This is a genomic window from Streptomyces sp. NPDC026062, assembly GCF_055568375.1.
The window spans coordinates 97,761-122,026 of sequence record NZ_JBVHOQ010000011.1 but is presented as its reverse complement, the minus strand read 5'-3'; the positions used below and the strand labels follow the sequence as shown (position 1 = coordinate 122,026).

Genomic DNA, 24,266 nt, shown 5'->3' with positions numbered 1-24,266 from the left:
CCTAACAATTCGCCGGAGAAAGGGGGAGGAGGTAAACAGCTGAGAGTGTTGAGCCGCAGGTCAGCGCCTTCAGGAACCGCTCAGGTCACCCGAGCGGCCGTCAACGCTACGCCCCGTCGTCGTCCGTGCAGCCCAGCAGCTCGACGGCGGTCGCCCTGGACGTCGTACGCAGGGTGAGGATCTCGTCGATCCGGTCGGTGGCGCCGTCGAAGCGGAAGTCCTTGCGGGCGACCTCCATGCCGTCCTCGCTCTGCGCGCGGAGCGTGCAGTACCCCTTGGCGTCCTGGTCCTTGCGGACCTCCAGGTGCACCTCGACGCGGTCCTCCGAGACGACCTTGGACTTGATCACCTCGGCGCTCAGCCCCTGGCCGCTCACATAGCCGTAACCGATCCAGCCGACCACGCCCAGCAGGGCGACGCCGAGAACCGATCCGATGATCTTGAGCTTGCGGTCCGCGCGCTGGTCCGCGGAGCGGCCGTAACGGTTCTCGGGAGGCGTCTCGCGCACCGCCGTCATGATCGTTCCTCCCGTACCGGGGATCGAGGAATTTTCCACCCCCGTGTTCGGTCACTATAGAAGCCGCCCGTGGGCCACCCGACCGCCACCCCACACCGACGTCCCCTCGGGACGGCACCCCGGATGGCGACCAATCACTGAGGAACGAGTCTTGACTGAGCAGCTTCGACTGATGGCCGTGCACGCCCACCCCGACGACGAGTCGAGCAAGGGCGCGGCCACCATGGCCAAGTACGTGTCCGAGGGGGTGGACGTGCTGGTCGTCACCTGCACGGGAGGCGAGCGCGGCTCCATCCTCAACCCGAAACTCCAGGGCGACGCGTACATCGAGAAGAACATCCACGAGGTGCGCAAGAAGGAGATGGACGAGGCCCGGGAGATCCTGGGCGTCAAGCAGGAGTGGCTCGGCTTCGTCGACTCGGGGCTCCCCGAGGGCGACCCGCTGCCGCCGCTGCCCGAGGGCTGCTTCGCGCTGGAGGACGAGACCGTGGCGGCGGGCCGCCTCGTCGAGAAGATCCGCGCCTTCCGGCCGCAGGTCATCACCACGTACGACGAGAACGGGGGCTACCCGCACCCCGACCACATCATGACCCACACGATCTCGATGATCGCGTTCGAGGGTGCGGCGGACACCGAGAAGTTCCCCGAGGCGGAGTTCGGTCCCGCCTGGACGCCGCAGAAGCTCTACTACAACCAGGGCTTCAACAAGCCGCGCACGGTCGCCCTGCACGAGGCGCTGCTCGCCCGTGGCCTGGAGTCGCCGTACGGGGACTGGCTGGAGCGCTGGAAGGAGTTCGAGCGCGCCGAACGCACGCTGACCACGCACGTTCCGTGCGCGGACTTCTATGAGATCCGCGACAAGGCGCTGATCGCGCACGCGACGCAGATCGACCCGGAGGGCGGCTGGTTCCGCGTTCCGATGGACATCCAGAAGGAGGTCTGGCCGACCGAGGAGTACGAGCTGGCGAAGTCTCTCGTCGATACCTCCCTCCCCGAGAGCGACCTCTTCGCGGGCATCCGCGACAATGCCTGATATGTACGCGACTCAGGCACTGCCGCACCTCGTCCCGCTCGCCGAGGAACTGGACAAGAACAAGGTGACCCCCGGGGTCCTCGGCTTCATCGTCTTCGCAGCGCTCGCCGTGGGTGTGTGGCTGCTGATGAAGTCGATGAACCGGCACATGGGCAAGGTCGACTTCGAGGAGGCTCCGGAGGAGCCGGCCGCCGCGCAGGCGGCGGCGGAGCCCGCGGGCTCCGCGAAGCGCAAGTAGCGGCGGCGGGAGCGGGGCGGCACCGGGCGACCGGTCCCGCTCCGCCCGTGCCCGCCGGTACGGCGACGGGTCACGCGGATCAGATCAGCGTGAGCTCGCCGTCCGGCGTGCGCCCCAGGGCGGGGCGGCTGCCCCGGCGCGGCGTGAGGCCGGTGTCCGCGGCCCGGTTCACGGCCTGTCCGGGACCGCCACACCCATGATTTCCCGCGCCTGACGGGCCGGGATCAGGCCCAGGCGCCAGGCCTGCCAGCCGTCCTCCAGATCCACGCCCCGGTTCAGAACCACCCGGAACGCCTCCGCGCTGTCCTCCAGCTTCGCGTCCCGTGTCGCATGACCGGCCGCGATCAGGTCGGCCAGCTCCTGCTGAGCCACCACCGTGCCCACCTCGATCCCGCCCGGTGAGGCGTACGGCAGCAGCGTGCACCGCAGGAACCGGGCCCAGTCCGCGCCCCGCGCGTCGCCGTACGAGTCGAACAGCGCGGCCGCCTCACCGCACAGCGCCAGGGCCTGCGGCGCGCGCTGGTTGCCCGCGTCGATCAGGGCCAGCTCCAGACACGTCCACGCCTCCCCGTGGGCGACCCCGATACGCCGGAAATCGGCCCGCGCGTCCACCAGCAGCTGACGCGCGAATCCGGAATTGCGCAGGTTGCCCGTCTGCGCGGCCCGCTGGTCGCGGGTGACCCGCCCCGAGTGGTGCCGGGCACACGCCAGCCCGTACACGTCCCGCATCCGCGAGAACATCGTCCGGGCCCGCTCCAGCTGCCGCACCGCCTGATCGGTGTCGCCGGCCTCCTCCAGGGCCTGGCCCAGGTAGTACAGCGTCCACGCCTCGCCCCGCGCGTCCTCGTTGTCACGGTGGCGGCCCAGCGCCGCGTTCAGCTCCTCGACCGCCGGGGCCGGATCGCGGTCCAGCAGCCGGGCCCGCGCCAGCTGGGTCAGCGCCCACGCCTCGCCCCGGTCGTCCCGTGTCCGCCCGTACAGTTCCAGGGCCGTGCGCAGCGCGTCCTCGGCCCGCTCCACATCGCCCATCCGCAGCCGCACCTGACCCAGCTGGAACTGCGTCCACGCCTCCCCGTGCAGCGACTCGCCCTCGCGGTGCAGGGCCAGCGCCGTGTCCAGGAGCTCCAGCGCCTCGGCCAGCTGGGACCGGTCGCGCTCCACCGCGGCCAGCGCGTGCAGCGACCAGGCCCGGTCCTCCGCCTGCGCCGCGGAGGACTGCAGCCCGATCGCCTCGCGCAGCCGCGCCGACGCCTCCGTCAGATTGCCCTGGTGATGCAGGGTGATGCCGAGCGAGCACAGCGCCAGCGCCGTACCCGAGTCGTTCTGTGCCTCCCGGTACAGGCCGACGACGGACGACAGTGTGGTGCGGGCCTTGTCCAGCTCGCCGAGCTGACGGGCCGCGATACCGGTCCGCCACTGCACCGACCGCTCCAGCAGCCCCTGGTCGACCGCCTGCGTCAACTCGCTGATCTCGCCCAGCCGGTAGAGGTCGCCACGCAGCAGGCAGTAGTCGCACAGCGCCCCCAGCAGATCGAGCACCGCGGTCTGGTCGACGCCCTCGCTGTGCCGCAGCGCGGACGTGATGAAGCTCGACTCGTCGTCCAGCCAGCGCAGCGCCGAGTCGAGGGAGCCGAACCCGTGCGGTCCGAACTGCCCGGCCCGGGTGGACATCTTGCCGTCCACCATCCGGATCACCGCACCCGCCAGCTCGGCGTAGTTCGCGATGAGCCGTTCCTGCGCGGCCGTGCGTTCGGCGGCCTCCTCCTCGTCGTTCAGCCGGGCCAGGGCGAAGCCCCGTACGAGATCGTGCAGCCGGTAGCGGGAGCCCCGCACATGGTCCAGCAGCCCGGCCCCGGACAGGGCGGTCAGCAGCCGCCCGGCCTCCTGCTCGTCGGCCGACAGCAGTGCGGCGGCCGCCGCGGCGCCCAGGCTGGCCCGGCCGGCCAGCGCGAGCCGGCGCAGCAGCCGCCGCGCCTGTTCGGGCTGGTCGGTGTAGCGCAGCCACAGGGCGCGCTCGGCCGGCGGGACCGGACCGTACGCGGCCAGGTCGGCGGCCAGTGCGCTCGGGGTGCGCTCGCCGAGCGACGACCCCGCGATCCGGAGCGCCAGCGGCAGTCCGCCGCACAGCTCGGTGATCGCCTCGCCCGCCTCGTAGTCGTACAGTCCCTGCCCTTCCTCCTGGGACGCCTCGCGCAGCAGCTCCTCCGCCCCCGCGGTGTCCAGCGCCCCGACCTCCAGCTGATGCACCCAGGCGGGCAGGGACTCCGGCAGGTCCAGCGGCTCGCGGGCGGTGACCAGGACGAGGCTGTCCGAACGCTCCGGGACCAGGGTGCGGACCTGCTCGGCATCGCTCGCGTCGTCGAGGACGACCGTCACCGGGGTGCCGGTCAGATGCTGGTGGTACAGCTCGCTGAGCCGGCGCACCTGCTGTTCGGCGGAGGAGCTGTCGCGGAACAGCAACTGCTCGCGGGGGGCGCCGAGCCGGTTCAGCAGATGCAGCAGGGCGTCCCGGGTCGGCAGCGGCGGCTCGTCGTCGGCGCCGCCGCGCAGATCGACCACGCACGCGCCCCGGAACTGGTCCTTCAGGCTGTGCGCAGCCCGCACGGCCAGCGCGGTGCGCCCGGCACCGGCCGGCCCGTGCAGGACGACGACCGTCGGCTTCGTCTCCGTCGACGCGCGGGCCGCGTGCACCCACTGGGCGATCTGTGCCAGCTCGCCGCGACGGCCCGCGAACTTCGTCTCGGACGTGGGGAGATGGCTGAACGACTGCTCAAGGAGCGCGCGCATCCGGGCTGCCGCGCTGCGGTCCCCGCCGCGCAGTCTGGGCGCAGCCCGGTCGGCCGGTGCCTTCTTCGCGGGCGTACGTGAGGAGGCGGTCAGCATCCGCTGCTGGTCGACGAAGGGGCGGATGCCCCGTACCTCCAGCGCCGTCAGCCACTGGAGGCGCAGCTGTTCCGTGCCGCCGGGCTGCCCGGCGGCTCCGGCCCGGCGGTGCGCGGCCGGCCAGTGCGAGGCGGTGACCTTGGCGACGGTGGCGGTGGCGCCCGCGACCGCCACGACGGCGCCCGCACCGAGCGCCAGGCCGCCTGCGGTGCCGAGCGCCACGTCAGCGCCGACGGCGGCGGCGGCGGCGACTCCCGTGACCAGCAACGGTGTTCCGAGTGACGCCCGGTTGAAGCGCTGGGCCAGCTGCTGCTGCCCGGCCGTCGCGGCGTCGAGCGCCTGGGTGTACGCGGTGTACTCCTCGCTCACCCCGCCCGCCAGTGAATCGAGCGCGGCGCGGCCGCGTGCCATCAGCGTGCCGGGGTCGGTCCGGCCGCCCGAGCGGCGTACCTCTTCCTCCACGGCTCGTGCCAACAGCCGTTCGGCTTCCGCCCGGTGGCTGTCCCGCATCCGCATGAGTCCCCCTCGGTTCCTGCCCTTTCGGCCGGCCCGGCGTCCGGCCGTGTGGAGGACCAGTCTCCTGCCTGGGGCCGGTGTGCGACAGGGAGTCAGCGAGACTCCGCCGAGGCGGCGCCGCCCGCGCAACCGAGCGGAACCGCAAGTGCGCCTGTAGCTGAGGCGATTGACCTGAAGGCGCGAGCCGCCCCGCGGGGGAGGGGCGGGAGCGCGTGGCTCGTGGCCGGTGGACGTCAGGAGGGCTCGGCGGGTCCTGCGGGGTCGTGGGTGATCAGGTCCCCCGGCTGGCACCGGAGGACCTCGCAGATCCTCGACAGGGTGGAGAAGCGTACGGCCTTGGCCCGTCCGTTCTTGAGTACGGACAGATTGACGACGGTGATGCCCACCCGCGAGGACAGTTCGGTGAGGGTCATGCCGCGCTCGGCGAGGACCCGGTCGAGATGGATCCGGATCCCGTGGATCTCGTCCTCGGGCATCAGATGGTCGCTTCGATGTCCTCGCGCATGCGCACGCCCTCGCGCATGATCCTCCCCATGATCACGGCACCCAGGCCGGCGAGGATGAGCGCCGTCGGGCCGGAGATCTCCAGCTCGGAGCCCACCACGGGTGCCATGCTCCCGGCGAGCCAGGACTGCGACGAGCCGGCGATGAGGCCGGCCAGCGGGGTGCCCACGGCGACGAGCCAGCCGAGAGCCGTGAGCCGTCGCGCCACCGTGTCCGTGAACGGCCCCTGCTGCTGGACGCCCGTCAGCAGCCAGGAGAAGAGCAGGAGCGCGAGGGCGCTGAACAGGAGCCAGGGCAGCTCGCCCCCGAGGTCCGCGGCCCGCTGTGCGAAGGAGGGGCTGTCCTGGCAGAGGAGCGCGGTACTGCTGGAGGCGTCGACGCCCTTGCCCACGGGTGGACCTTGTGACCCGAACGAGGCGTTGGCCCAGAAACCCGTCTTCACGCAGATCGAGCCGTCGTCGAGCAGGTGTGTGGCGGCCGTGCCCAGGAAGGCGAGCCCGCTGAGGACCGCCAGACCGAACGTGACCGAGGCCAGAATCTTTGTGAGTCGCGTATGCACGACAGCTCCCCCCATATCGATGGTCGATATGGTGGAGGCTAGCGGAGCATATCGATATTCGACAAGTCGACCCTGTCTGTGGAGGCCCGGACATGCCGGAGGGCGAGTGACGGAACGGGCATGCGCCCCGTCCTGTCACTCGCCCTCCGGCCAGGTGTCGTTACCGCTGCCGTGCTGCCCGGCGGCGTGCGACCAGGACTCCGCCCGCGCCGAGAACCAGGGCGCCGACAGCAGCCCCCGCCAGGGGCAGGGTGGAACCGGAGCCGGTCTCGGCCAGGTCACCGCCCGTGGCGGACGAGCCCGAGGCGGAGCCGCCGCCCGTGGCGGCAGTCCCGGAGCCGGACGTCGCTCCTGAACTGCCGGAGCCGGAACCGCCGGTGGCGGCCGTCCCGGAACCGCCCGAGCCGGATGCCGAGCCGGACCCGCCCGAGCCGGACGTCCCCGAACCGCCGGAGCCGGACGCCGAGCCACTGCCGCCCGAGGTGCCGGAGCCTTCGACGTCGAGCAGGATCTCAGCCGTGTCGTTCGACTTGACCGGGTCGAAGGGCCGGGACTTCTTCTCCAGTGCCACCGAGCCCTTGGCCCCGGGCACGGCCTTGTTGATCTTCAGCTTGAATGTGTACGGGGTCTCACTCTTCGCGTAGACCCACGAGTTGTAGGTGCCGCACGTGTACGTCCCCTGCCCCTCGCTCCGGCAAGGGGGGGTTCCGGTGAGCGTCGTACCGGCGGGAATCTTGATGTGGACGTGGGTCACGGAGGTGTCGCGCTCACCCCCCACCCAGCCGGGCCCGGCGTTGGTGAACTTCACCGTCACCGGGACCGTGTCGCCGACCTTGCCCTTCAGATGGGCACCCGTCACCTGGAAGTCGGCCGTGCTCTTGGCGGTCACGGCCGTCTTGGTCCAGTAGGGGTCGGTGGAGCCCGGAGCGGCCGGGGTCTCGTCGGGCCTTTCCACCAGCTTCACGGCGGGCCCGGTGCCCGGAGTCGGGGGACCCTCGTCGCCCGTACCGGTCTGGATGGGACTCCTGCTGACCCGCACGGCCAGCTCGTCGTTGAGGGCGTTGTCCCGCACCTTCAGCTTCAGACCCTCGGGCGCGTAGACGACACCGGGGCTCACCGTCTGGTCGAACTCGCAGATCAGGGCATAGGAGGGAGGTATCTCGTCGGCGCCGCCGAGGTTGTGGGTGGAGCAGTTGGAGGGCGTCGGGAACGGGGTATAGCTGAGACCCTGGGTCACGGACCAGACCATCCAGACCTTGTCGAGCGCCTCGGTGCCCGTGTTGGTGAAGGAGCCCGGCAGGCTGAGCTCGCTGCCCGGCTTCACCCCCGAGATCGGGCCGATCCTGCCCATCACGAGGCCGGTGTCCGGGTCTGCGGCGCTCGCGGGCGTGGCACCCAGCATCATCAGGGCTGCCGCGCCGACGGCGCCGGCGGTACGGCGGAGCGTGCGCTGGCCGGGGGAAGCGTGGACCATGAATACCTCTGTATGAAGTGGCTCGGTGGGTAGGAGCAAAGGAACAACTCAAGAACGTTTGTTCGTTCAGGAGACCTCCGAAGCCGCCGGAGGGTTGCACGGAAGTGACGAACACATCCGGGACCGCACTCCCACAACGCGCGGATGACAGCCCCGTCGATCGCGTACGTGTGCCCGTGACCCCCACCGGCGTCCCGAAGCGGCGCCGTCGCGGTCGGCGAGCGCGATGTACCGGTGGCCGACGCGGGTGCGCTTGTTCCGGTTGACGCCCTGGCCGCCGGCAGTTCACACGTACTGTGCGGGCGCGTGGCTCAGGGCGGCGAGCGAATGGAAGCACCTGTCGTACCAGACGAGCGGACTGCCGTCTCCGGACGCGGCCCTTGCCACGCGCCCCACCAGAATCGTGTGGTCTCCCGACTCGTACTGTGCGTGTTTCTCACATTCGAGGGTGCACAACGCTCCGAGGATCAGGGGCAGCCCATGGCCGGTGCGCGTGACCGCGACATCCTGGAACTTCTCCTCCGACGAGCTGGCGAAGCGTTGCGCCAACGCCCCCTGGCCGGAGGCGAGAACGCTGACTCCGAAACGGTTCTCTTGCTGAAACACCGGGTGACAGCGCGCGCTCCGGGCTATGCAGACCAGCACCAGCGGAGGTTCGAGGGAAACGGATGTGAATGAACTCGCGGTGAAGCCATGATCCGTGCCGCCCCTGTCGGACGTTGTCACAACGGCGATTCCCGAGGTGAATCGCGCCATGGCGTCACGGAATTCCTGCGAGGTCACTGCGGATGGTGTGGGCATGAACAGAGTTCCCTTCTTGCGTGACTGCGGACGGCAGCGGCGGTCGTGTGACGGCGCAGCTGTAGGTCTTGAGCGTGGCGCTGTCTGTGCAGGTCAGGGAGTGGTTGCGGGTACGGGGACCGATACCGGGGTCATGAAACGTCGGTGACGTCGGTCACGAGCCGAGTCCCTGCGCACACGACCCGGAGGCGGCGGGCCGACGCGGGCTGGTGGAGTGGGCCGGGCAGGAGGAGAGCCGGCGTGCGCAGCGGTGGCGGCCCGCGATCGGAGTGTGCTGCCGCCCGTCGCCCTCGTCGATGGTGCCGACGGGCGTTGTCGAGGCAGGCCGTCCTGTCCTGGCCGGCCCGGTGCCACCTCCGGCACGGGCCGCCGCGGTGACACCGACGCCGGAACGATGTCACCGCGGCGGCCGGCACGAGAAGCGACCACCGGGATCAAGGCGTGCGAGTGCCGTGACGAGCTCGCCGATCGACAACCGCCCATGGGCTGTCCCGCCAGGAATCGCGGGACAGCCCTTGGCCGAGACCGCCCGGCCCGTCGATCCCCGCTGACCGCGGCAACAGGGATCGACGGGCCGCAAGAGCTCAGTCCGAAGCCGTCTTCGCCGCGGAGGGAGCTCCCACCTGCCAGTCAACGGGTGGCAGAGCACCGTTGAGAAGCCAGTCGCCAATGGCCCGCTGCTTGAACATCACCGGGTTGTGGCTGGCGACCGTCCTGGAATTGCGCCAGTGCCTGTCGAGGTCGAGACCGGTACTGGTCGCCGAGGCGCCGAGCGTGTTGAACAGGAGGGTCGCCGAGCGCGGTACCAGCTCGGAGAGCATCACTTGCGCCTGCTCGGAGCGGATCTCCGCCACAAGATTCGCCTCACGATCCTCCTGGGAGTCACGCCCGGCCATGCCCGTCTCGGAGGCCCGCTGCAATGCCTCCGCCACGCCACGGGTCAGAGCCCGCGCCGTGTAGGCGATGGAGGAGATTTCTCCCACAACCGATTGGATATTCGGGTCGTCCTTGGCGAGAGTGGCGGAACTGTGCGAGTAGTTGCGCCGGCGATTGCGTACGGCTTCTGTGACGTCCCGCTCGACGGCAACCGCGATGCCTGCCTGCACGACTAGCAATATCCACTGGTAGAGCGGTGTCTGATAGCGAATGCGCTCCTCGAAGGAGGAGACATCGCGAGGGTCGACACGCGCCTCGTCGAAGATCAATGTGCCTGTGCCCGTGGTGCGTTGGCCGAATCCATCCCAGTTGTCGTGGACGGTGATGCCCGACTGATGCATCGAGACGAAGCCGGCCACGCTCTGGCCGTCGTGGACTCCTGATACATCCGCCCAATCCGCGAAGGTCGAGCCGGTTGTGTAATGCTTCTGGCCGGAGACCGTCATCTCATCACCTTGCCGGGTGAAGAGCGTGTTCTTCTTGCCCATCGCGATCGGTCCCGCCTCGGCCCAGGCGTTTCCCACCACCTGGCCGTCAAGAAGCCGGGGCAGCCACCGCTTGCGGTATTCGTCGTCGGCCCGGTGAACGACGTCCTCCACGAAGGCGATGTGGCCCCGAAAGATCTGGAGAATGTTGGAGTCGGCTGCCGCCAGCTCGATGAGTACGTCTCCCCATTCGGGAATGGTGAGCCCGTCGCCGCCCCATTCCTTTGGTATGCGCAGACGACTGAAACCTGCGTCGGCCAGGGCGCGCACCTGCTCGCGCGGCAGCTCTCGGTCAAGATCGCGTGTAATCGCGCCCTCGGCCAGGCTCTTCACCACCGCCAGCACATTCGCCTCGGCCGATGCGGGGGCCGGGATCTCGGGTGTCATCTACCTGGCATCCTTAATGGGCTTCCGCACTACCTGCAATGTCGAGTTGCCGAAGGCTTCCGTGTCGGTGTCGAGGCGTGCGAACTCTTCAAAGCCCGCCGCAGCCAATTCGGAGAGCAGTGATTCCGAGGAACGCTCGGAGTAGTGCAGCACCTCAAGGTCGATGGGTTTACGCTCGCCGTCGATCTCGACATACCGGGTAATGGTGCGGCCCGGCACCAAGTCGGCAGCAATGTCATCGTAGTTCTTGATGGTGTGGAAGCCGCGGCCCCATTCCGAGGCGCAGTGGTCGACGACGAAGTGACCCCCGGGCCGCAGCACGTCGAAGACACGGGCGATGTGACGCGCCCGGTCCTCCGCCCGGTCGAGCATGTGCAGCGCGCCCATGTTGAGGACCAGGTCGAAGGACTCCGCCGCCACATCGCGCAGGAAGATGATGTCCTTCTCGATGAATCCGTCGGCGGGGAGCCCCTTCTCGCGAGCGCGCCGGCGCGCATTTTCCAAGGCGCTGTGCGACACATCGAAAGAGGTCACACTGCGGCCTATTCGGCTGCTCAGCAGAAAGAGGCTGTCGCGGCCTTCTCCTGTACCCATGTCCGCGATGTCACCCTTGAATATATCCGGGTGCCGCGCAAGGATCTCCCGCAGGCTCGCGTTCTCGGAGACCCCTTCCCATGATGCCGCGCCGCTCTCGTAGACTTTCGCGTAGCGGTCTTCGTAGCCGAAGTAGTAGCCCTTCTTCGCCACGTAGTCCCGCATGGCAGCCACAATTGGGTAGTCCGCCCGGATCGTGCACCGGTGCGGCTCGGCCGCGCTTTCGCTGCTGTACTCCGTATGCGGTTGTGCGGCCGTCAGCAAGAGCTTCTCTCCTGCCGCAATGCTGATCTTCTCGCCGACGCCGATGACCGTCACGCCATCACGTAATTCTTCCTCGGAGTAACCACCGTCAGGTAGACAGTAGAAACCGATGCGGCCCTTTTTGACTGTTAGTGAAGCGGGCTCGGGGTAGTCGAGCTGCACGACTTCATTCGCGTCCATGACGACAGTGATCTTCTGGGTCATTGTTCACTTCCCTGTTCGTGAATAGATGTGAGAGCTGAAGAGATCGCTGGGCTTGCTGCTGCTGAGATAGGCATCGGCCGCATCTCGGGTCCAGTGGAAGATGTTCTGCTGCACCTTGCTGCCGCCGATACGCAACTGCTCCTGCTCCAGGGCGAGACGCATGACCCGTGCGGAGGTCGCGTAGTCCCGCTGCGCGAAGGCCGCGATGCCCTCGAAGAGCGGTCGGCACACAGAGCCGAAGAACTCCGGCGACTCCCGTTCGCGGCAGGAATCGACGATTCTGTCGAAGAGCTGGTAGTCTTCGGCCTTCGCGAACGCCATTGCGGCGTGCAGATCGTTGAAGACGTAATTGGGGTCTGCCGCATAGGCGGCCCAGGCCTCGGCGAGCGTCAGCCAATGAGGCGCCAGCATCTCGGAGAAGTCCTGTCCTCCGAGCATTTCCAGCCGCCAGAGCAGCGCGACCGCATCGAGGTCCTCCCGGGCTCCGGCCCTCGTCTTGCGGCGTACCTCCAGCTGGTAGCAGCGCAGAGCCTCTTCCAGCTCACCCTCACCGAGCAGACCTATGGCGAAGTGCCACCACATGTGGATGCGCATCGGCTCTGCCGCTCCCCATCCATTGGAGTAGCGGGAGATGGAGTCCTTCGCCGCCTCGAAGTCACGCAGCCTCTGCAACACGTGCACCTTGGCGTGCAGTGCGTAGACATCGTCAGGGTTGATGCTCATCGCACGCTCTGCGGAGGAGATCGCCTCGGAGTAGTCCCCGCATTCCTCAAGCGCGAAGGCGAGAAGGCCGTCGCTGAGGCCGGCGGCGCGGCGGGTCATCGTGGAGCGCAGCTCGCTGAGGCTGCGGCCCGTCTCAAGCATTCCCTCGTTGTCGCCGAGGGAGAAGTCGGCCATATGCGCGAGGAAGCCGGTGAGCAACGCATGCTCTCCGCTGGAGTTCTTCAGGCTGCTCGCCAGTATGTCGCGAGCGCTGGGCAGATCCCCGCGTGCCCAGGTCAACACCGCCTCGCGTGTGGCGCGGAACTCGGGGTCGAGGGTGTGAGGCGCAATTGCTTCGAGGATTTCGATGGAATCACGACATCGCTCCGCCTCCATGTCGGTGACGCGTTCGGCGGCGGCCACGAGGCCGTGGTGAGGGTCGGAGTTTCGGACGGTGCGGGGGTCGAGCCGGAGGGCCACTAGATCTTCAACGATGTTTTCCATGTCCGCATCCCTTGGAATGAGCACGACATAACGATGACGAGCAGGAACGGTGCGATCCACACCAGCGGCTGCGCCGTGCCGAAGACGAGGAGGACGACGGCCAGGATGGGAATCGCCGAGGCATTGCCGAGGGCGACCGCATGGCCGGTGACGGCGGAGTCGTAGTGGGTTGCGGTGTACTCCCGCAGCGCGATGCGCAGCGTGCCGAAGCCGGCCCCCAGCGCGAAGGTGGAGAGCGCCATCGCGACCACGGTGGCTCCACCCGTCGGCAGCGCCCACAGCACCCCACCCGCCACGGTGCAGGCGATCACCAGCTTCGAGAGCGTCGCGGAAGACAGCCCGGCGCGGGCCGACACCAGGCCCGCGACGATAACGCCGATGCCCAGGCAGGCGTCGACGACGGCGACCGAGACGAGGCCCGCGTCACGGTCGCTGACCTGGAGCGGCAGCATCAGATTGAACGCGCCCAGCACGGGCCAGATGAGCGCGAACGTGGCGATCAGCCGCAGTGGGGCCCCGGGCTTCGCCGCGGGGCGGGCTTCGGCCTCGTCATCTGTGTCGGCGTCATCTGCGGGAGCGGCTGCGACAGCACCCGCTCCCGCCCAACCGAGCGCCGCGACCAGTGCGAAGCCCGCCGTCAACGCTTGCACGATGCCGCGGGTGCCCACCACTCCGATGACCGCGGGGGCCAACAGCGGACCGATCATCAGGGCCGCCTGATTGGCCGACATCGTGACGGAGCTGGCCCACGGCACGTCCTGCCGCCGCTTCTCCTCGTTGAACCAGCTTTCCCAGCTCGCCTCCAGGGAGAAGAAACCGATCCACATGAAGAGATTTGCCACGACCAGCGCGGTGGGGTTCTCCACGAGAAAGCTGACCACGAATGAAACCGCTGCCACATAAAGCAGCGACAGTACGGACAGGCGTTGCCCCGATATCTTGATGCGACGGATAACGAGCGGCACCGCCAGTGCCGGCAGATAGGACAGCAGCGTCGAGATGACCAACCGCCAGTAGCCCCCGCCTTCCGCTGTCGCGATCTGCCAGTTGATCACGACGAGGAAAATACCGGCGAAGAGACGATAGATGGTCGAAGCGATGGTGTATCGGATCATGGGTGCCGACAAGACCTTCCCTGTGCACTCAATCTCTGATCAACCGAAGATTTCGTCGGACAGTGAATCTGCGATCTTGACCGGCATCGTGGTGCGCTCGGTGAAGATCTCGGGCCACGTCATTTCGACCACGCCGTCCCGGGTGGACCAGTCCGCGACCGGCTTCGCGACATCACCGGGCTTCTTGGACACGTGCACGGAGACCACGCTCTCGGGAAGCTCCTCGGGGACCCTCACCGAGGTGATCTCCCCCGGCTGTGCCTTCAGGAAGGCCACGGCGCTGCTGGCGGTGGGTTCCCTCCGCACCAGGGGGAGAGGGTCGATGCCCAGGTACGAGGCCACGTGCAGGGTGTAGGGGTTGTACCCGTAGGCACGCTCCACCTGGTCCATGATGCCGTCACCGCCCGGACGAGCCGCCGCCTCAATGAGCCACGGAGCACCCTTGCTGTCGAATTTGACCTCGACGTGCGCGATCCCGCGATCGATTCCGAGGGCCTCGCATGCTTTCTCCGCCAAAGTCGTCAACGCCGTATCGCCGGTACGGTGACTGGGTACGAGGTGCCCCACCTCGGCAAACACAGGAGGTTCCGAAAGATACTTTTCGGTCACCGCGAGTGTGGTGCGCCGATCGCCATGGCAGAGTACCTCTACGGAGACCTCCTCCTGGGAGTCCACGTATTGCTCGACCATGTAGTGGGTACCGTCGATGGGGAAGTCGTCGCGGTAACGCTCGATGTGTTCTACGGAGGCAGCGAATGCGGCAATCGCTTCAGCGCGTGTATGGGCGAGACTGACCCCGCCGCTGCCGCTGAAGTCGGCGGGCTTGAGCACGACCGGGTATCCGATCTCCCCGGCCGCGGCGAGCATTTCTTCTTCGGTGGTGACGGCGATGGAACGCGGGGTCGGCAGATCCGCCGCCTCGAAACGCGCCTTCATCGCGTACTTGTCGCGAGTGACATGTGCCGAATCGGCTGAGAGTCCGGGCAATCCGTACTTCTTCGCGACGGCACTCGCCGTCGGGACACCCCAGTCGTTGATCGGCACAACTGCCGCCAGGTCCCATCCGCGCTGTTTCCACTCGGCCACCGCCGCGAGCACGGAATCGGCATAGCCGTCGTCCGCCGCTATCACTCGGTCGAAGAAGCGCTGCGGGGAACGCTGTGGATCGAGCGCTGTTGCCCACACGGGCAGGGAACTTGCGTCCTTGGCGCCCGAGAACGAACGCTCGCGCAAGAAGTACCGCGTACCGAGTCCCAAGAGAAGGACATACGATCTTAAGCTAGCCATGCCGTCACGCTAGGACGTGCCGCAGACGGGTGTCAACGGGTGTCTGGTGAGCGTATTCGGGCCATAACTTCAGTGTGTTTTCAGCCTGTTGGGCTGCCGAATGTGATCCGGCGGGAACGCGACGGGGGCAATGGAGGTGCCGGTTCCGCCGCCCGGCCGGCGTCCGGCGCGTCCGCCTGGCCGGGGTCGCGTTCTTGACGTTCTCGGCCGTATCCGTCGTTGGCCGGGCAGCGTCCGAGTGCGCCGGGAAAGGTGCGGTACGCAGCGGCGATCGCTCTGCCGGCCCCTCCGTTGAGCCGGCGTCCCGGTGTCCTGGCATCCCGGCGTCCTGACGTCCCGGCGCCCCGATGTCCCGCTCCGGCGGTCGCGGTGGACTTCATTCGCCTGTCCGGCCGATCGGCCAAACCGTACGGCACGTCGGCAAAGGTCCAATGCCTTAAGAGCGGCGGCCGCCGGAGACGCAACTCGCGCGTAGATCTTTACTTCCCGGTGGGGCGGAATTGAAGGCTCCGCGGCGAGAGATCACTTGGTGAGTCGTCAGGACTATGGCTATGCGGGAAGTGCGGCCCGCATGTGATCTGCGCCACATTAGGCACAACATTCCTCAGGAGCCCTCTTATGAGTGATGTCATGCCGGTGGAGATCGTGCCGCCCAGAGCGAAGTCCGGGCGCGGGGAAGTCGGATGCCCACAAGGGCCAACTCCATGACGATCACCACGACGGTACGGCGAGTCGACGTGGATCAATCCATGTCAGTCCACGAACTGTTCCATGACCTCACGTGCAACCGGCTCCATGGCCGTCGATCTCACGCGGTTGGCGGGCAAGAGCGCTGCGCGTCAAAGGATTCCTCGGCCGGCCCGAGTATCTGACCTCCGGAGCGGGGTAACTGATCGCCCCGTTCCGAAGATGTCAAGAGGAAGTTTCGAGCTGTCCAGGAGGATGTTGATTCGAAGGACGAAGTCACGCCTGCCGGAACGACGCGCCCTGTCGCGGAAGGCGCCGGTGTCATCCACGGCGCACCGAGGGTGACCAGAAAATTCTTACCGTCGAGCGATGAAAGGCACCAATATGTCACGCGAACGCCTTGAGAAGCTGGCTGCGGAAGGAATGGAGCGGCTCTTCGAGAAGGTTCCGAAGGCGCGGGAATTTCATGCGGCCGAGTGGTCGGACCCGGACTACTACCGGCGGCACCTCGTCGAGACCGTACTTCGAATTCGCCTCAACAATGAGGTGGACGCATACGGTCTTTACAAGGTGGGCTACAAGGACCACCGGCTTGCTGCGACGCTCGCGCGGTATCTCTCCGAAGAGAATAACCACGAGGGGATGTTCCTGCGCGACCTGAAGGAATTCGGTCTCACCAAGGACGACGTGGACGCGATCCGTCCGTTACCGTCGACCGAATACCTCATCGGGTACATGTACTTCTCCATCAACCAGGAAGGGCCGCTCCCGACCACGGTCTGGAACTGGTTCGTCGAGTGGTACTCGGACCGCTACAACCCGGGCATCACCGAGCACGCGGCCGAGGTCTACGGCCTGGAGAAGGTCAAGGGATCCCAGGCCCACATCGACTACGACGAGTCCCACGACCACGACGAGCTGATGTGGAGCACGGTGGACCGCGCGATCAAGGGCTGGGGCTCCCTGGAGGACGCGGAACGGCACCTGGTCAACTTCATCGACCTGATCGCGCTGTACTTCACGGAGCTCTACGAAACCACGGCCGGCCGCAAGGCCTGAATCGCCGCGAAGCCCTGGACCGCTCGCGGTGCCCGCACCGCGAAATGCCATGTCGACCGTAAGGATTCGAAGTGCCCGATGGGACCGTCCTGATACTCGAACCGGAGTCATCCGGCACCGACCTCATCCCGGCAGCGCTCGATCTCGGATTCCGTGTCCACATCGGTGACCGTCGGGCAGTCCATGAACTGCCCACCGCGGTGCGGGATGCCGTCGCGTCGGGCGCGGCATCCCACCTCCAGGTGGACACGCGGTCAGCCGGGGCGGTGGCCGATATGGCCGCCGCCCTGGCGCGGCGGACCGAAGTGGTAGCGGTGGTACCGGCGTTCGAGTACTCCATATCCACCGCCTCCGCCGTGGCGCAGCGCCTCGGCCTTCCTGGTATCAGCCCTCGGTCGGCTGAACTCCTGCGGGACAAACGCAAGATGAAACAAGCACTCACGGCCGGCGGTGTGCGGGTGGCCCATGGCGTCCCGCTCGCCGTCGAACGGGCCGACGACTCCGTGCTCAAGGACGTGGCCCGCAAGGTGGGATTCCCCGCGGTCGTCAAGCCTGTCAACGGCTGCGGCAGCCTCCGGGTGCGCCGGGTCGAGGACTTCGGGGAGCTGTGCGACCAGGTGGAGTTGTCCCGCCACGACCCCGTTGAGGACATGGGCCTCCGTATCGGCGGCAGGCTCCTTGTCGAGTCGTACGTGACGGGTCCTGAAGTGAGTGTCGAGGGATACGTCGCGGACGGCACCGTTCGGGTCGTGGCCGTGACGGAGAAGCAACTCGGCCCCGAACCGAACTTCGTGGAGATCGGGCACATCGTGGACGCCGGGCTCGAACCGGAGGCACGGGCCCAGGTCGAGCGGATCACCCGGGCCGCCGTCGAAGCCCTCGGCATGCACGTCGGGGTGTTCCACCTGGAGGCGCGGCTGACCTCGTCGGGTCCCGTGGTGATCGAGGTGGCCGCGCGTCTGGGCGGTGACCGGATTCAGGAACTGATCGCGGCGTCGTACGGGTTCGACCTGCCGCGCGCGATGATCCAGGCCCTGGCGGGGCTGCCCGTCACACCACCGGAGGCGGGCAGACGGCCACGCGCTGCCGGCGTGCGCTTCTTCAGCGTCCCGCACCCCGCTGTCCTGGGAGACCCGGCTCGGCTCGCCCGGCGGATATCCGCCGTCTCCGGGTGCCGAAGCGTTTCGGTCAGTCATGCGGCGGGTGCCGCCCTGCGGCCCGCCGCCGACTTCCGCGACCGCTTCGGGCACGCCGTCCTTGTCGCCGACGACCGGCAGACGCTGGACGCCGCGCTTGCACAAGTGGACACACACATCGAACAGTCCGTGAGGAGCGCCGCGGCGTGCCCACCCTTGCCGTCAACGGCCGCAGAGGCGACGTTGCCCACAACGGCCGATACCTTGACCGCGCCCGACACCGGGCCGGCCTTGTGACGCTCGCGCCCCTGACGCACGAGAGAGGTCACGGGATGCTCGCGCGCGACCATGGCCGCGCGGCGCGCGAAGCCGCGGCGGCCCGGGTGGACGCCCTGGCGGAGAAAGCGACTGGAGGGACCGTGGCATGCGTCTTCTGATTCTCAACCGGCACAGCGACTGCTTCGCGGAGTACGACCGGTACGTCGACCACCAGGAGCACGAGGTCTCCTACGTGACGGTTCCGGACCACGTGCCCATGGCCCGGTCGGGCCGCCACCTGGAGGTGCTGCCCTCGCTCGGCGACGAGCAGCAGGTGCTCCGCGCCGCCGAGCGGTGTCACCGGGAGGCCGGGCCCTTCGACGCCGTGTTCGCCCAGTCCGAGTTCGACCTGCTGACCGCTGCCGCCGTCCGGGACCATCTGGGTGTGCCCGGTCCCGGGGTGCGGGCCACCCAGCTGTTCCGGGACAAGCCCCGTATGAAGGAGGCCATCGCCGAGGCAGGCCTGCGGGCTCCGCGGTTCACCTCCGTCACGTCGGTCGCGCAGGTCGTGGAGTTCGCCCGCACCTGCGGAGGGGCGGTGGTGGCCAAACCGCGCGCCGGCGCGGCCTCCGGCGGAGTCGTCGTGATCGAGCCCGGCACCGACCCCGTCGCCGCACTCGCCGGTCTCGACCTGGCCGAGTACGAGGCCGAGGAGCACGTCTCCGGGCCGATCTGGCACGTCGACGGCCTGCGGCACCGGGGCCGCACGTGCTTCCAGCTCAGCTCCCAGTACATCGGCACCTGCTACGAGTTCACGCGCGGCGAGCCGCTCGCCTCCGTGGTGCGCCTCGACGAGAAGGCCGACCTCATCGGCGCGTTCGCCGGCCGGTGTCTGGACGCGCTGGACCTGCGCGACGGGGCGTTCCACCTGGAGGTCATCGAGGGCGCCGACGGGCCCGTCTTCCTCGAAGTCGGAGCGCGAGTCGGTGGCGGCGAAATACCGTTCGTCCTGCAGGATGTCTACGGGGTGGATCTGGTGGGCGACTGGCTCCGCGTCGTCATGTCGCAGCCTCCGCGGACACTGCCCGAGGGCGCCCCACGTGAGCACGCGGGTTTCCTCATGCTGCCGGAACCGGCCGGACTGACCCTGGTCTCCAGGCAGAGCCCGCTGGAACGAGTGGAGTGTCTGTACGCCGAGGTGCTGCCCGAGCCGGGCCACCGCTTCGACGGCAAGGGCGGCTACGAGGAACTGCTCGGACGGTTCCGCTACCGCGCGCCGTCCGCGAAACACGTCGCCGACGCGGTCGCCGAGACGCTGCAGACCTATTCCTATGTGCTGACGGAGGAGGGGCGATGAGCCGTATCGTCTTCTTGACACAGAACCCGGGCGACGTCATGCCGGCCGAGATGGCGCTGTTCATGGGTGAGGACCCCCCATACGATCCGGGCCGTGCCGCCGCGGAGTCGGCCGCGCTGAGGGAGGCCCTGGTCAGCCGCGGGGCCGAGTGCCTGAGCATTCGTCAGCTCCTGACGGAGGGCCCCCGGGAGCCGCTCGTCGACCTCGCCGCCGCCGCGGTCGGCACCGACGACCCGGACCGCTGGCCGGGCATCCGGGCGGCGCTCGACAGCTGGAGCGGCAACGACCTGGCGGACATCGTGATCCGCCGACCGCATCTGCGCACCCATGCCGATCCCCAGCTCGCCGAGATCAGCCCTGACGCCGTCTACGAGTCGTACGAGATCCGCCCCCTGTTCGGCTTGATGTTCCCCCGCGACCACTACGTCGACCTGGGGGAGTCGGTGGCGCTCGGCCGGCTGCGCCGGCAGGACCGGGCGCGGGAGACAGCGGTCGTCAAGGCGGTCCTCGAACAGCTCCGGGGCAGGCCCGCCGAACTCACCGCCGGGGAAGGGCAGTGGCTGGAGGGCGGGGACGTCGCGGTCTCGCAGCGCCTCGCCGTGCTCAGCGGGGGCTTCCGGAGCAGTCCGGAAGCGATGGACCGGCTCCGCCGGCAGCTGTTGACCGGGGAGCGGGCCGTCATCAGCGTGCGGGACGGACGCAGGCGGCCCGAGGAGTTCCACCTCGACCACTGGCTTGCCCTCGGCCCGGACATCGCAGTCGTGGCCGAGGACCGGCTCGACGACGTCGAGGTGTCGGCCGTCGTTCATCGGGGCCCGGACGAATCCGGCGCCGTCGCGACGACCCTCCGCGAGGCACTGCACGCCGCGGGCGCCGAGGTCGTCCCCCTCCCGGCCGCGCAACAGCTCCTCTTCGCCGCCAACAGCTTCTTCCTCCCTGACGGGCGGACCGTCCTCACCTCGACCGCCGCCCACAAGGCGCTGGCGTCACTCCTGGAGCCGAAGGGGATCGAGGTGGTCGGTGTGCCCTTCGACGAACATCACAAGCTCTTCGGAAGCGTTCACTGTGCACTCAACACCGTTCGTGTTCCGGAACAGGAGAGCGAGACTTCATGACGAAGGCACCCGGGACGGGCCCGTCTGTCACACGGTCTGAACACATCCGGGGGCAACTCGCCCTCGCGGGCAGCGTCGTAGGGATCGGCTCCGCCTTCATCTTCGTGCGCCTGAGCGACGTGGACCCCACCGCGACGCTCATGCTGCGCATGCTGGTCGCATCGATGCTGCTCGGGGCGGTACTCGCACCGCGGAGCGCTGCTGTGCGTGTGCGGGACATACGCGGCCGGGACATGGGACTTCTCGTGCTGGCCAGCATCGTCTCCGGGCTCGATCTGCTGGCCAACCAGTGGGCGGTCAACTACACCACCGTGGCCAACACCGCCTTTCTGATGAACGCTTCGCCCGTGTTCGTGCTGCTCTTCGCCTGGCTGGCGTTCCGCGAGCGCATCGCCCTGATGAAGCTGGTGGCGGTGTTCATCGCCTTGGCCGGGGGCGCGCTCGTCGTGATGGGAGGGGGGGACCAAGCGCCGAGCAGCCTGCACGCCTTCGGCGACGGACTCGCTCTGACATCCGCGGCGCTGTACGCCGTGTTCCTTCTCCTGACCAAACATCTGCGGGAACGCGTTCCCACGAGCATCATCATGCTCACGAACTCACTCGTGATCATGATGATGCTGGCACCAGTGGCGTTCTTGACGAGCGACCCCCTGCTGCCGAAGAGCGTCTCCGGCTACGCGCTGATCTTCGGCTACGCACTCGTCAGCCAGCTGTTCGGTCACGGCCTGATGACCTATGCGCTGCGGACCGTGGACCCCGCCCTCGCGTCCATGTCCGGGTTGCTGCGTCCGGTCGTGGCCGCGGTCCTGGCGTGGCTGATCCTCGACGAGGGCATGGATCAGCTCCAGTTCCTGGGCGGCGCTGTCATGCTGCTCGCGCTCTACTGCTTCCAGCGTGCGGATGCGGGCGCCGCTGTTCCTCCACCCGCCACCACCGAGGAGGAGCAGCGGCTCAGCCCTGTGGAGCGTCCGGGGGGTCCGGGGGGTCCGGACCCGAATCCGCGAGTGGCGGCCGATGGCACTCCCGACGACGGGTGACTTCGAGAGGCCTCGGCCGACCCGGCGCCGCTGCGCGCCAAGCCCGGAGCGTTCGAGGAGGCCGGCAGGCGGGATGTGCCGGTGCTGCTCAGGTGGGGCTGCTCAGCGCGCCACTGGTGCCAGTGAACTCACAGACGCGGTAGTAGACGGTGCTTACACGTCTCTGATGATCACGCGCTTCCCGCAGGGCTTCGACCAGCCGTCGCGGTCGGAGGCCAGAACGATCACGGGGCCGGGACACGGAGCGCGAGCGCGGCGACGAGGGCGTCGATTGCGTACTTGTGCCCGTGCAGCCCGCCCGCTTCCTGAAGCAGCCCCACGGCAGTCAGGGAGTCCTCCTGGCTGACCGGTTCCACTCGCAGTCGGGAGAGCACCCACTTCAAACGCGCCAGACCGGTCTTCCCGTGCACGGCTTCAACGATGGTCAGCGCGGACACGAGGACGGGAACCCCAGCGCAGCCCCGCCCCACCTGCCCGTTCGCCTTCCGCCCCGTGGCGCGCGGGTGCGGTGGAGGCGGGTGCGCGAGGATTGGGGCCATGGCCAACCGACTTGCGCAGACCACCTCCCCGTACCTCCTCCAGCATGCCGACAACCCCGTCGACTGGTGGCCCTGGTCGCCTGACGCGTTCGAGGAGGCCAGAAGGCGGGACGTTCCGGTGCTGCTCAGCGTCGGCTACGCGTCGTGCCACTGGTGTCATGTCATGGCGCACGAGTCCTTCGAGGACGAAGTCACCGCCGCGTACATGAACGAGCACTTCGTGAACGTCAAGGTCGACCGCGAGGAACGGCCCGACGTGGACGCCGTGTACATGGAGGCCGTGCAGGCGGCGACGGGGCAGGGCGGCTGGCCCATGACCGTCTTCCTCACCGCGGACGCCGAGCCCTTCTACTTCGGCACGTACTTCCCGCCCGATTCCCGTCATGGCCTGCCCTCCTTCCGTCAGGTCCTCGAAGGGGTGACGGCGGCCTGGACCGACCGCAGGGACGAGGTCGGCGAGGTCGCCTCACGCATCGTCCGCGATCTGTCCGACCGCACCCTCGCCCAGGGCGGCGACGGGGTGCCCGGCGAGCCGGAGCTCGCCCAGGCGCTGCTCGGGCTGACCCGGGAGTACGACGAGAAGCACGGCGGCTTCGGTGGCGCGCCCAAGTTCCCGCCGTCGATGACGATCGAGTTCCTGCTGCGCCACCACGCCCGCACCGGGGCGGACGGCGCCCTCCAGATGGCGTCGGACACCTGCGAGGCCATGGCCAGGGGCGGGATCTACGACCAGCTCGGCGGTGGCTTCGCCCGCTACGCGGTGGACCGGGAGTGGGTCGTTCCGCACTTCGAGAAGATGCTCTACGACAACGCCCTGCTCTGCCGTGTCTACGCCCACCTGTGGCGCTCCACCGGCTCCGGACTCGCCCGCCGGGTCGCGCTGGAGACGGCCGACTTCATGGTCCGCGAACTGCGCACCGCCGAGGGCGGATTCGCCTCCGCGCTGGACGCCGACAGCGAGGACGCGAACGGCAGGCACGTCGAGGGCGCGTACTACGTCTGGACCCCCGCGCAGCTGCGCGAGGTGCTGGGCGAGGAGGACGCCGTGTTCGCGGCTGAGCTCTTCGCGGTGACCGACGAGGGCACCTTCGAGGAGGGCTTCTCGGTGCTTCAGCTCCCGGCGGCCGACGCCGCGGACGAGGCCCGCGCCGCCGGTGTGCGGGCCCGGCTGCTCGCCGCCCGTGAGCTGCGTGCCCGGCCGGGGCGGGACGACAAGGTGGTCGCGGCGTGGAACGGGCTGGCGATCGCCGCCCTCGCCGAGACGGGGGCGTACTTCGACCGCCCCGACCTGATCGAGCGCGCCACCGAGGCTGCGGACCTGCTGGTGCGGCTCCACATGGGCCCCGCCGCCCGGCTGGTCCGTACGTCGAAGGACGGCCGCGCGGGTGAGCACGCCGGGGTGCTGGAGGACTACGGCGATGTGGCGGAGGGGTTCCTCGCCCTGGCCGCTGTCACCGGCGAGGGGGCCTGGCTGGAGTTCGCGGGCTTCCTCACGGACATCGTGCTCCAGCACTTCACCGGCGAGGGAGGGCAGTTGTACGACACGGCGGACGACGCCGAGCAGCTGATCCGCCGGCCTCAGGACCCCACCGACAGCGCGACCCCGGCAGGCTGGACAGCGGCGGCCGGTGCGCTGCTCTCGTACGCCGCGTACACCGGATCGGAACCCCACCGCACGGCCGCGGAAGGGGCGTTGGGTGTGGTGAAGGCCCTGGGGCCGAGGGCGCCGAGGTTCACCGGCTGGGGGCTCGCCGTGGCCGAGGCGCTGCTCGACGGGCCGCGCGAGGTGGCGGTCGCCGGACCGGTCGGCGGCGTGCTGCACCGTACGGCCCTGCTGGGGCGGGCGCCCGGCGCGGTGGTCGCGGCGGGCGAGACGGCCGGTACGGAGTTCCCGCTGCTGGCGGACCGTCCGATGGTGGACGGCGCGCCGACGGCGTATGTGTGCAGGCACTTCGTGTGCGAGGCGCCGACCACCGACCCGGAGGTGCTGGCGCGGGCGCTGGGGGGCGGCGGAGCGTGAAGGGGATCCCGTGCCCGGGGTCGCGGACCGTGAGGTGGATCCCGTCCTCGGGGGC

19 protein-coding genes and 2 pseudogenes are annotated in these 24,266 nt (G+C 68.8%); 9 read left to right on the top strand and 12 right to left on the bottom strand.

Annotated elements, in window-relative coordinates:
• Positions 1–106: 106 nt before the first annotated feature.
• Positions 107–517, bottom strand: coding sequence for a DUF4307 domain-containing protein (locus tag ACZ4LX_RS12830; protein ID WP_467643218.1), 411 nt, complete (start codon positions 515–517; stop codon positions 107–109).
• A gap of 151 nt (positions 518–668) precedes the next feature.
• On the opposite strand from ACZ4LX_RS12830, the gene mca reads away from it, so the two are divergent.
• Positions 669–1,550, top strand: coding sequence for a mycothiol conjugate amidase Mca (gene mca / locus ACZ4LX_RS12825; RefSeq protein WP_467643220.1), 882 nt, complete (start codon positions 669–671; stop codon positions 1,548–1,550).
• 1 nt (position 1,551) lies between these two features.
• On the top strand, positions 1,552–1,788 hold the full coding sequence (locus ACZ4LX_RS12820; RefSeq protein WP_467643223.1) for a hypothetical protein: 237 nt from the start codon (positions 1,552–1,554) through the stop codon (positions 1,786–1,788).
• 168 nt (positions 1,789–1,956) lie between these two features.
• Here ACZ4LX_RS12820 and ACZ4LX_RS12815 read toward each other — a convergent pair whose 3' ends face one another.
• The 10 genes from ACZ4LX_RS12815 to ACZ4LX_RS12770 all read right to left on the bottom strand — a co-directional run bounded on the left by ACZ4LX_RS12815 (position 1,957) and on the right by ACZ4LX_RS12770 (position 14,949).
• On the bottom strand, positions 1,957–5,181 hold the full coding sequence (locus tag ACZ4LX_RS12815) for a tetratricopeptide repeat protein (protein WP_467643477.1): 3,225 nt from the start codon (positions 5,179–5,181) through the stop codon (positions 1,957–1,959).
• 239 nt (positions 5,182–5,420) lie between these two features.
• Positions 5,421–5,663, bottom strand: coding sequence for a helix-turn-helix domain-containing protein (locus ACZ4LX_RS12810; RefSeq protein ID WP_467643226.1), 243 nt, complete (start codon positions 5,661–5,663; stop codon positions 5,421–5,423).
• Entirely contained in the window at positions 5,663–6,250 is a 588-nt protein-coding gene (locus ACZ4LX_RS12805; RefSeq protein WP_467643228.1) for a DUF2975 domain-containing protein, read from the bottom strand. Before ACZ4LX_RS12805 ends, ACZ4LX_RS12810 begins: the two co-directional genes overlap by 1 nt.
• A 160-nt stretch (positions 6,251–6,410) precedes the next feature.
• On the bottom strand, positions 6,411–7,724 hold the full coding sequence (locus tag ACZ4LX_RS12800) for a hypothetical protein (protein ID WP_467643231.1): 1,314 nt from the start codon (positions 7,722–7,724) through the stop codon (positions 6,411–6,413).
• A gap of 285 nt (positions 7,725–8,009) precedes the next feature.
• On the bottom strand, positions 8,010–8,507 hold the full coding sequence (locus ACZ4LX_RS12795; RefSeq protein ID WP_467643234.1) for a flavin reductase family protein: 498 nt from the start codon (positions 8,505–8,507) through the stop codon (positions 8,010–8,012).
• Positions 8,508–9,109: 602 nt separating this feature from the next.
• Positions 9,110–10,333, bottom strand: a complete 1,224-nt coding sequence (locus ACZ4LX_RS12790) for an acyl-CoA dehydrogenase family protein (RefSeq protein WP_467643237.1) — start codon at positions 10,331–10,333, stop codon at positions 9,110–9,112.
• On the bottom strand, positions 10,334–11,395 hold the full coding sequence (locus tag ACZ4LX_RS12785; RefSeq protein WP_467643240.1) for a class I SAM-dependent methyltransferase: 1,062 nt from the start codon (positions 11,393–11,395) through the stop codon (positions 10,334–10,336).
• Positions 11,396–11,398: 3 nt separating this feature from the next.
• Entirely contained in the window at positions 11,399–12,601 is a 1,203-nt protein-coding gene (locus ACZ4LX_RS12780; RefSeq protein ID WP_467643243.1) for a tetratricopeptide repeat protein, read from the bottom strand.
• Positions 12,577–13,716: an MFS transporter gene (locus ACZ4LX_RS12775; RefSeq protein ID WP_467643245.1), complete on the bottom strand. Its 1,140-nt coding sequence runs from the start codon at positions 13,714–13,716 to the stop codon at positions 12,577–12,579. Before ACZ4LX_RS12775 ends, ACZ4LX_RS12780 begins: the two co-directional genes overlap by 25 nt.
• A 39-nt stretch (positions 13,717–13,755) precedes the next feature.
• Positions 13,756–14,949: an ATP-grasp domain-containing protein gene (locus ACZ4LX_RS12770; RefSeq protein ID WP_467643247.1), complete on the bottom strand. Its 1,194-nt coding sequence runs from the start codon at positions 14,947–14,949 to the stop codon at positions 13,756–13,758.
• 1,110 nt (positions 14,950–16,059) lie between these two features.
• Between ACZ4LX_RS12770 and ACZ4LX_RS12765 the strand changes: the two genes are divergently transcribed.
• The 6 genes and pseudogenes from ACZ4LX_RS12765 to ACZ4LX_RS12740 all read left to right on the top strand — a co-directional run.
• Positions 16,060–16,749: an iron-containing redox enzyme family protein gene (locus ACZ4LX_RS12765; protein ID WP_467643251.1), complete on the top strand. Its 690-nt coding sequence runs from the start codon at positions 16,060–16,062 to the stop codon at positions 16,747–16,749.
• A gap of 71 nt (positions 16,750–16,820) precedes the next feature.
• Positions 16,821–18,182 (top strand): ATP-grasp domain-containing protein, encoded by a 1,362-nt coding sequence (locus tag ACZ4LX_RS12760; protein WP_467643254.1) that lies wholly within the window; start codon positions 16,821–16,823, stop codon positions 18,180–18,182.
• 127 nt (positions 18,183–18,309) lie between these two features.
• Positions 18,310–19,500, top strand: a complete 1,191-nt coding sequence (locus ACZ4LX_RS12755; protein ID WP_467643257.1) for an ATP-grasp domain-containing protein — start codon at positions 18,310–18,312, stop codon at positions 19,498–19,500.
• A complete protein-coding gene (locus tag ACZ4LX_RS12750) occupies positions 19,497–20,615 on the top strand; it encodes an arginine deiminase family protein (RefSeq protein WP_467643258.1) in 1,119 nt (372 codons plus the stop codon). The genes ACZ4LX_RS12755 and ACZ4LX_RS12750 overlap by 4 nt, the downstream gene beginning before the upstream one ends.
• Positions 20,612–21,652: a DMT family transporter gene (locus tag ACZ4LX_RS12745; RefSeq protein ID WP_467643261.1), complete on the top strand. Its 1,041-nt coding sequence runs from the start codon at positions 20,612–20,614 to the stop codon at positions 21,650–21,652. Before ACZ4LX_RS12750 ends, ACZ4LX_RS12745 begins: the two co-directional genes overlap by 4 nt.
• Positions 21,653–21,682: 30 nt before the next feature.
• Positions 21,683–21,772: pseudogene (locus ACZ4LX_RS12740) on the top strand (DUF255 domain-containing protein); the annotation flags it as partial.
• 33 nt (positions 21,773–21,805) lie between these two features.
• Here the strand turns inward: ACZ4LX_RS12740 and ACZ4LX_RS12735 are convergent.
• Positions 21,806–22,104, bottom strand: a pseudogene (locus tag ACZ4LX_RS12735) (DNA-binding protein); the annotation flags it as partial.
• Between the two features lie 85 nt (positions 22,105–22,189).
• On the opposite strand from ACZ4LX_RS12735, the gene ACZ4LX_RS12730 reads away from it, so the two are divergent.
• Positions 22,190–24,211 (top strand): thioredoxin domain-containing protein, encoded by a 2,022-nt coding sequence (locus ACZ4LX_RS12730; protein ID WP_467643263.1) that lies wholly within the window; start codon positions 22,190–22,192, stop codon positions 24,209–24,211.
• The last annotated feature ends 55 nt before the right edge of the window (positions 24,212–24,266 follow it).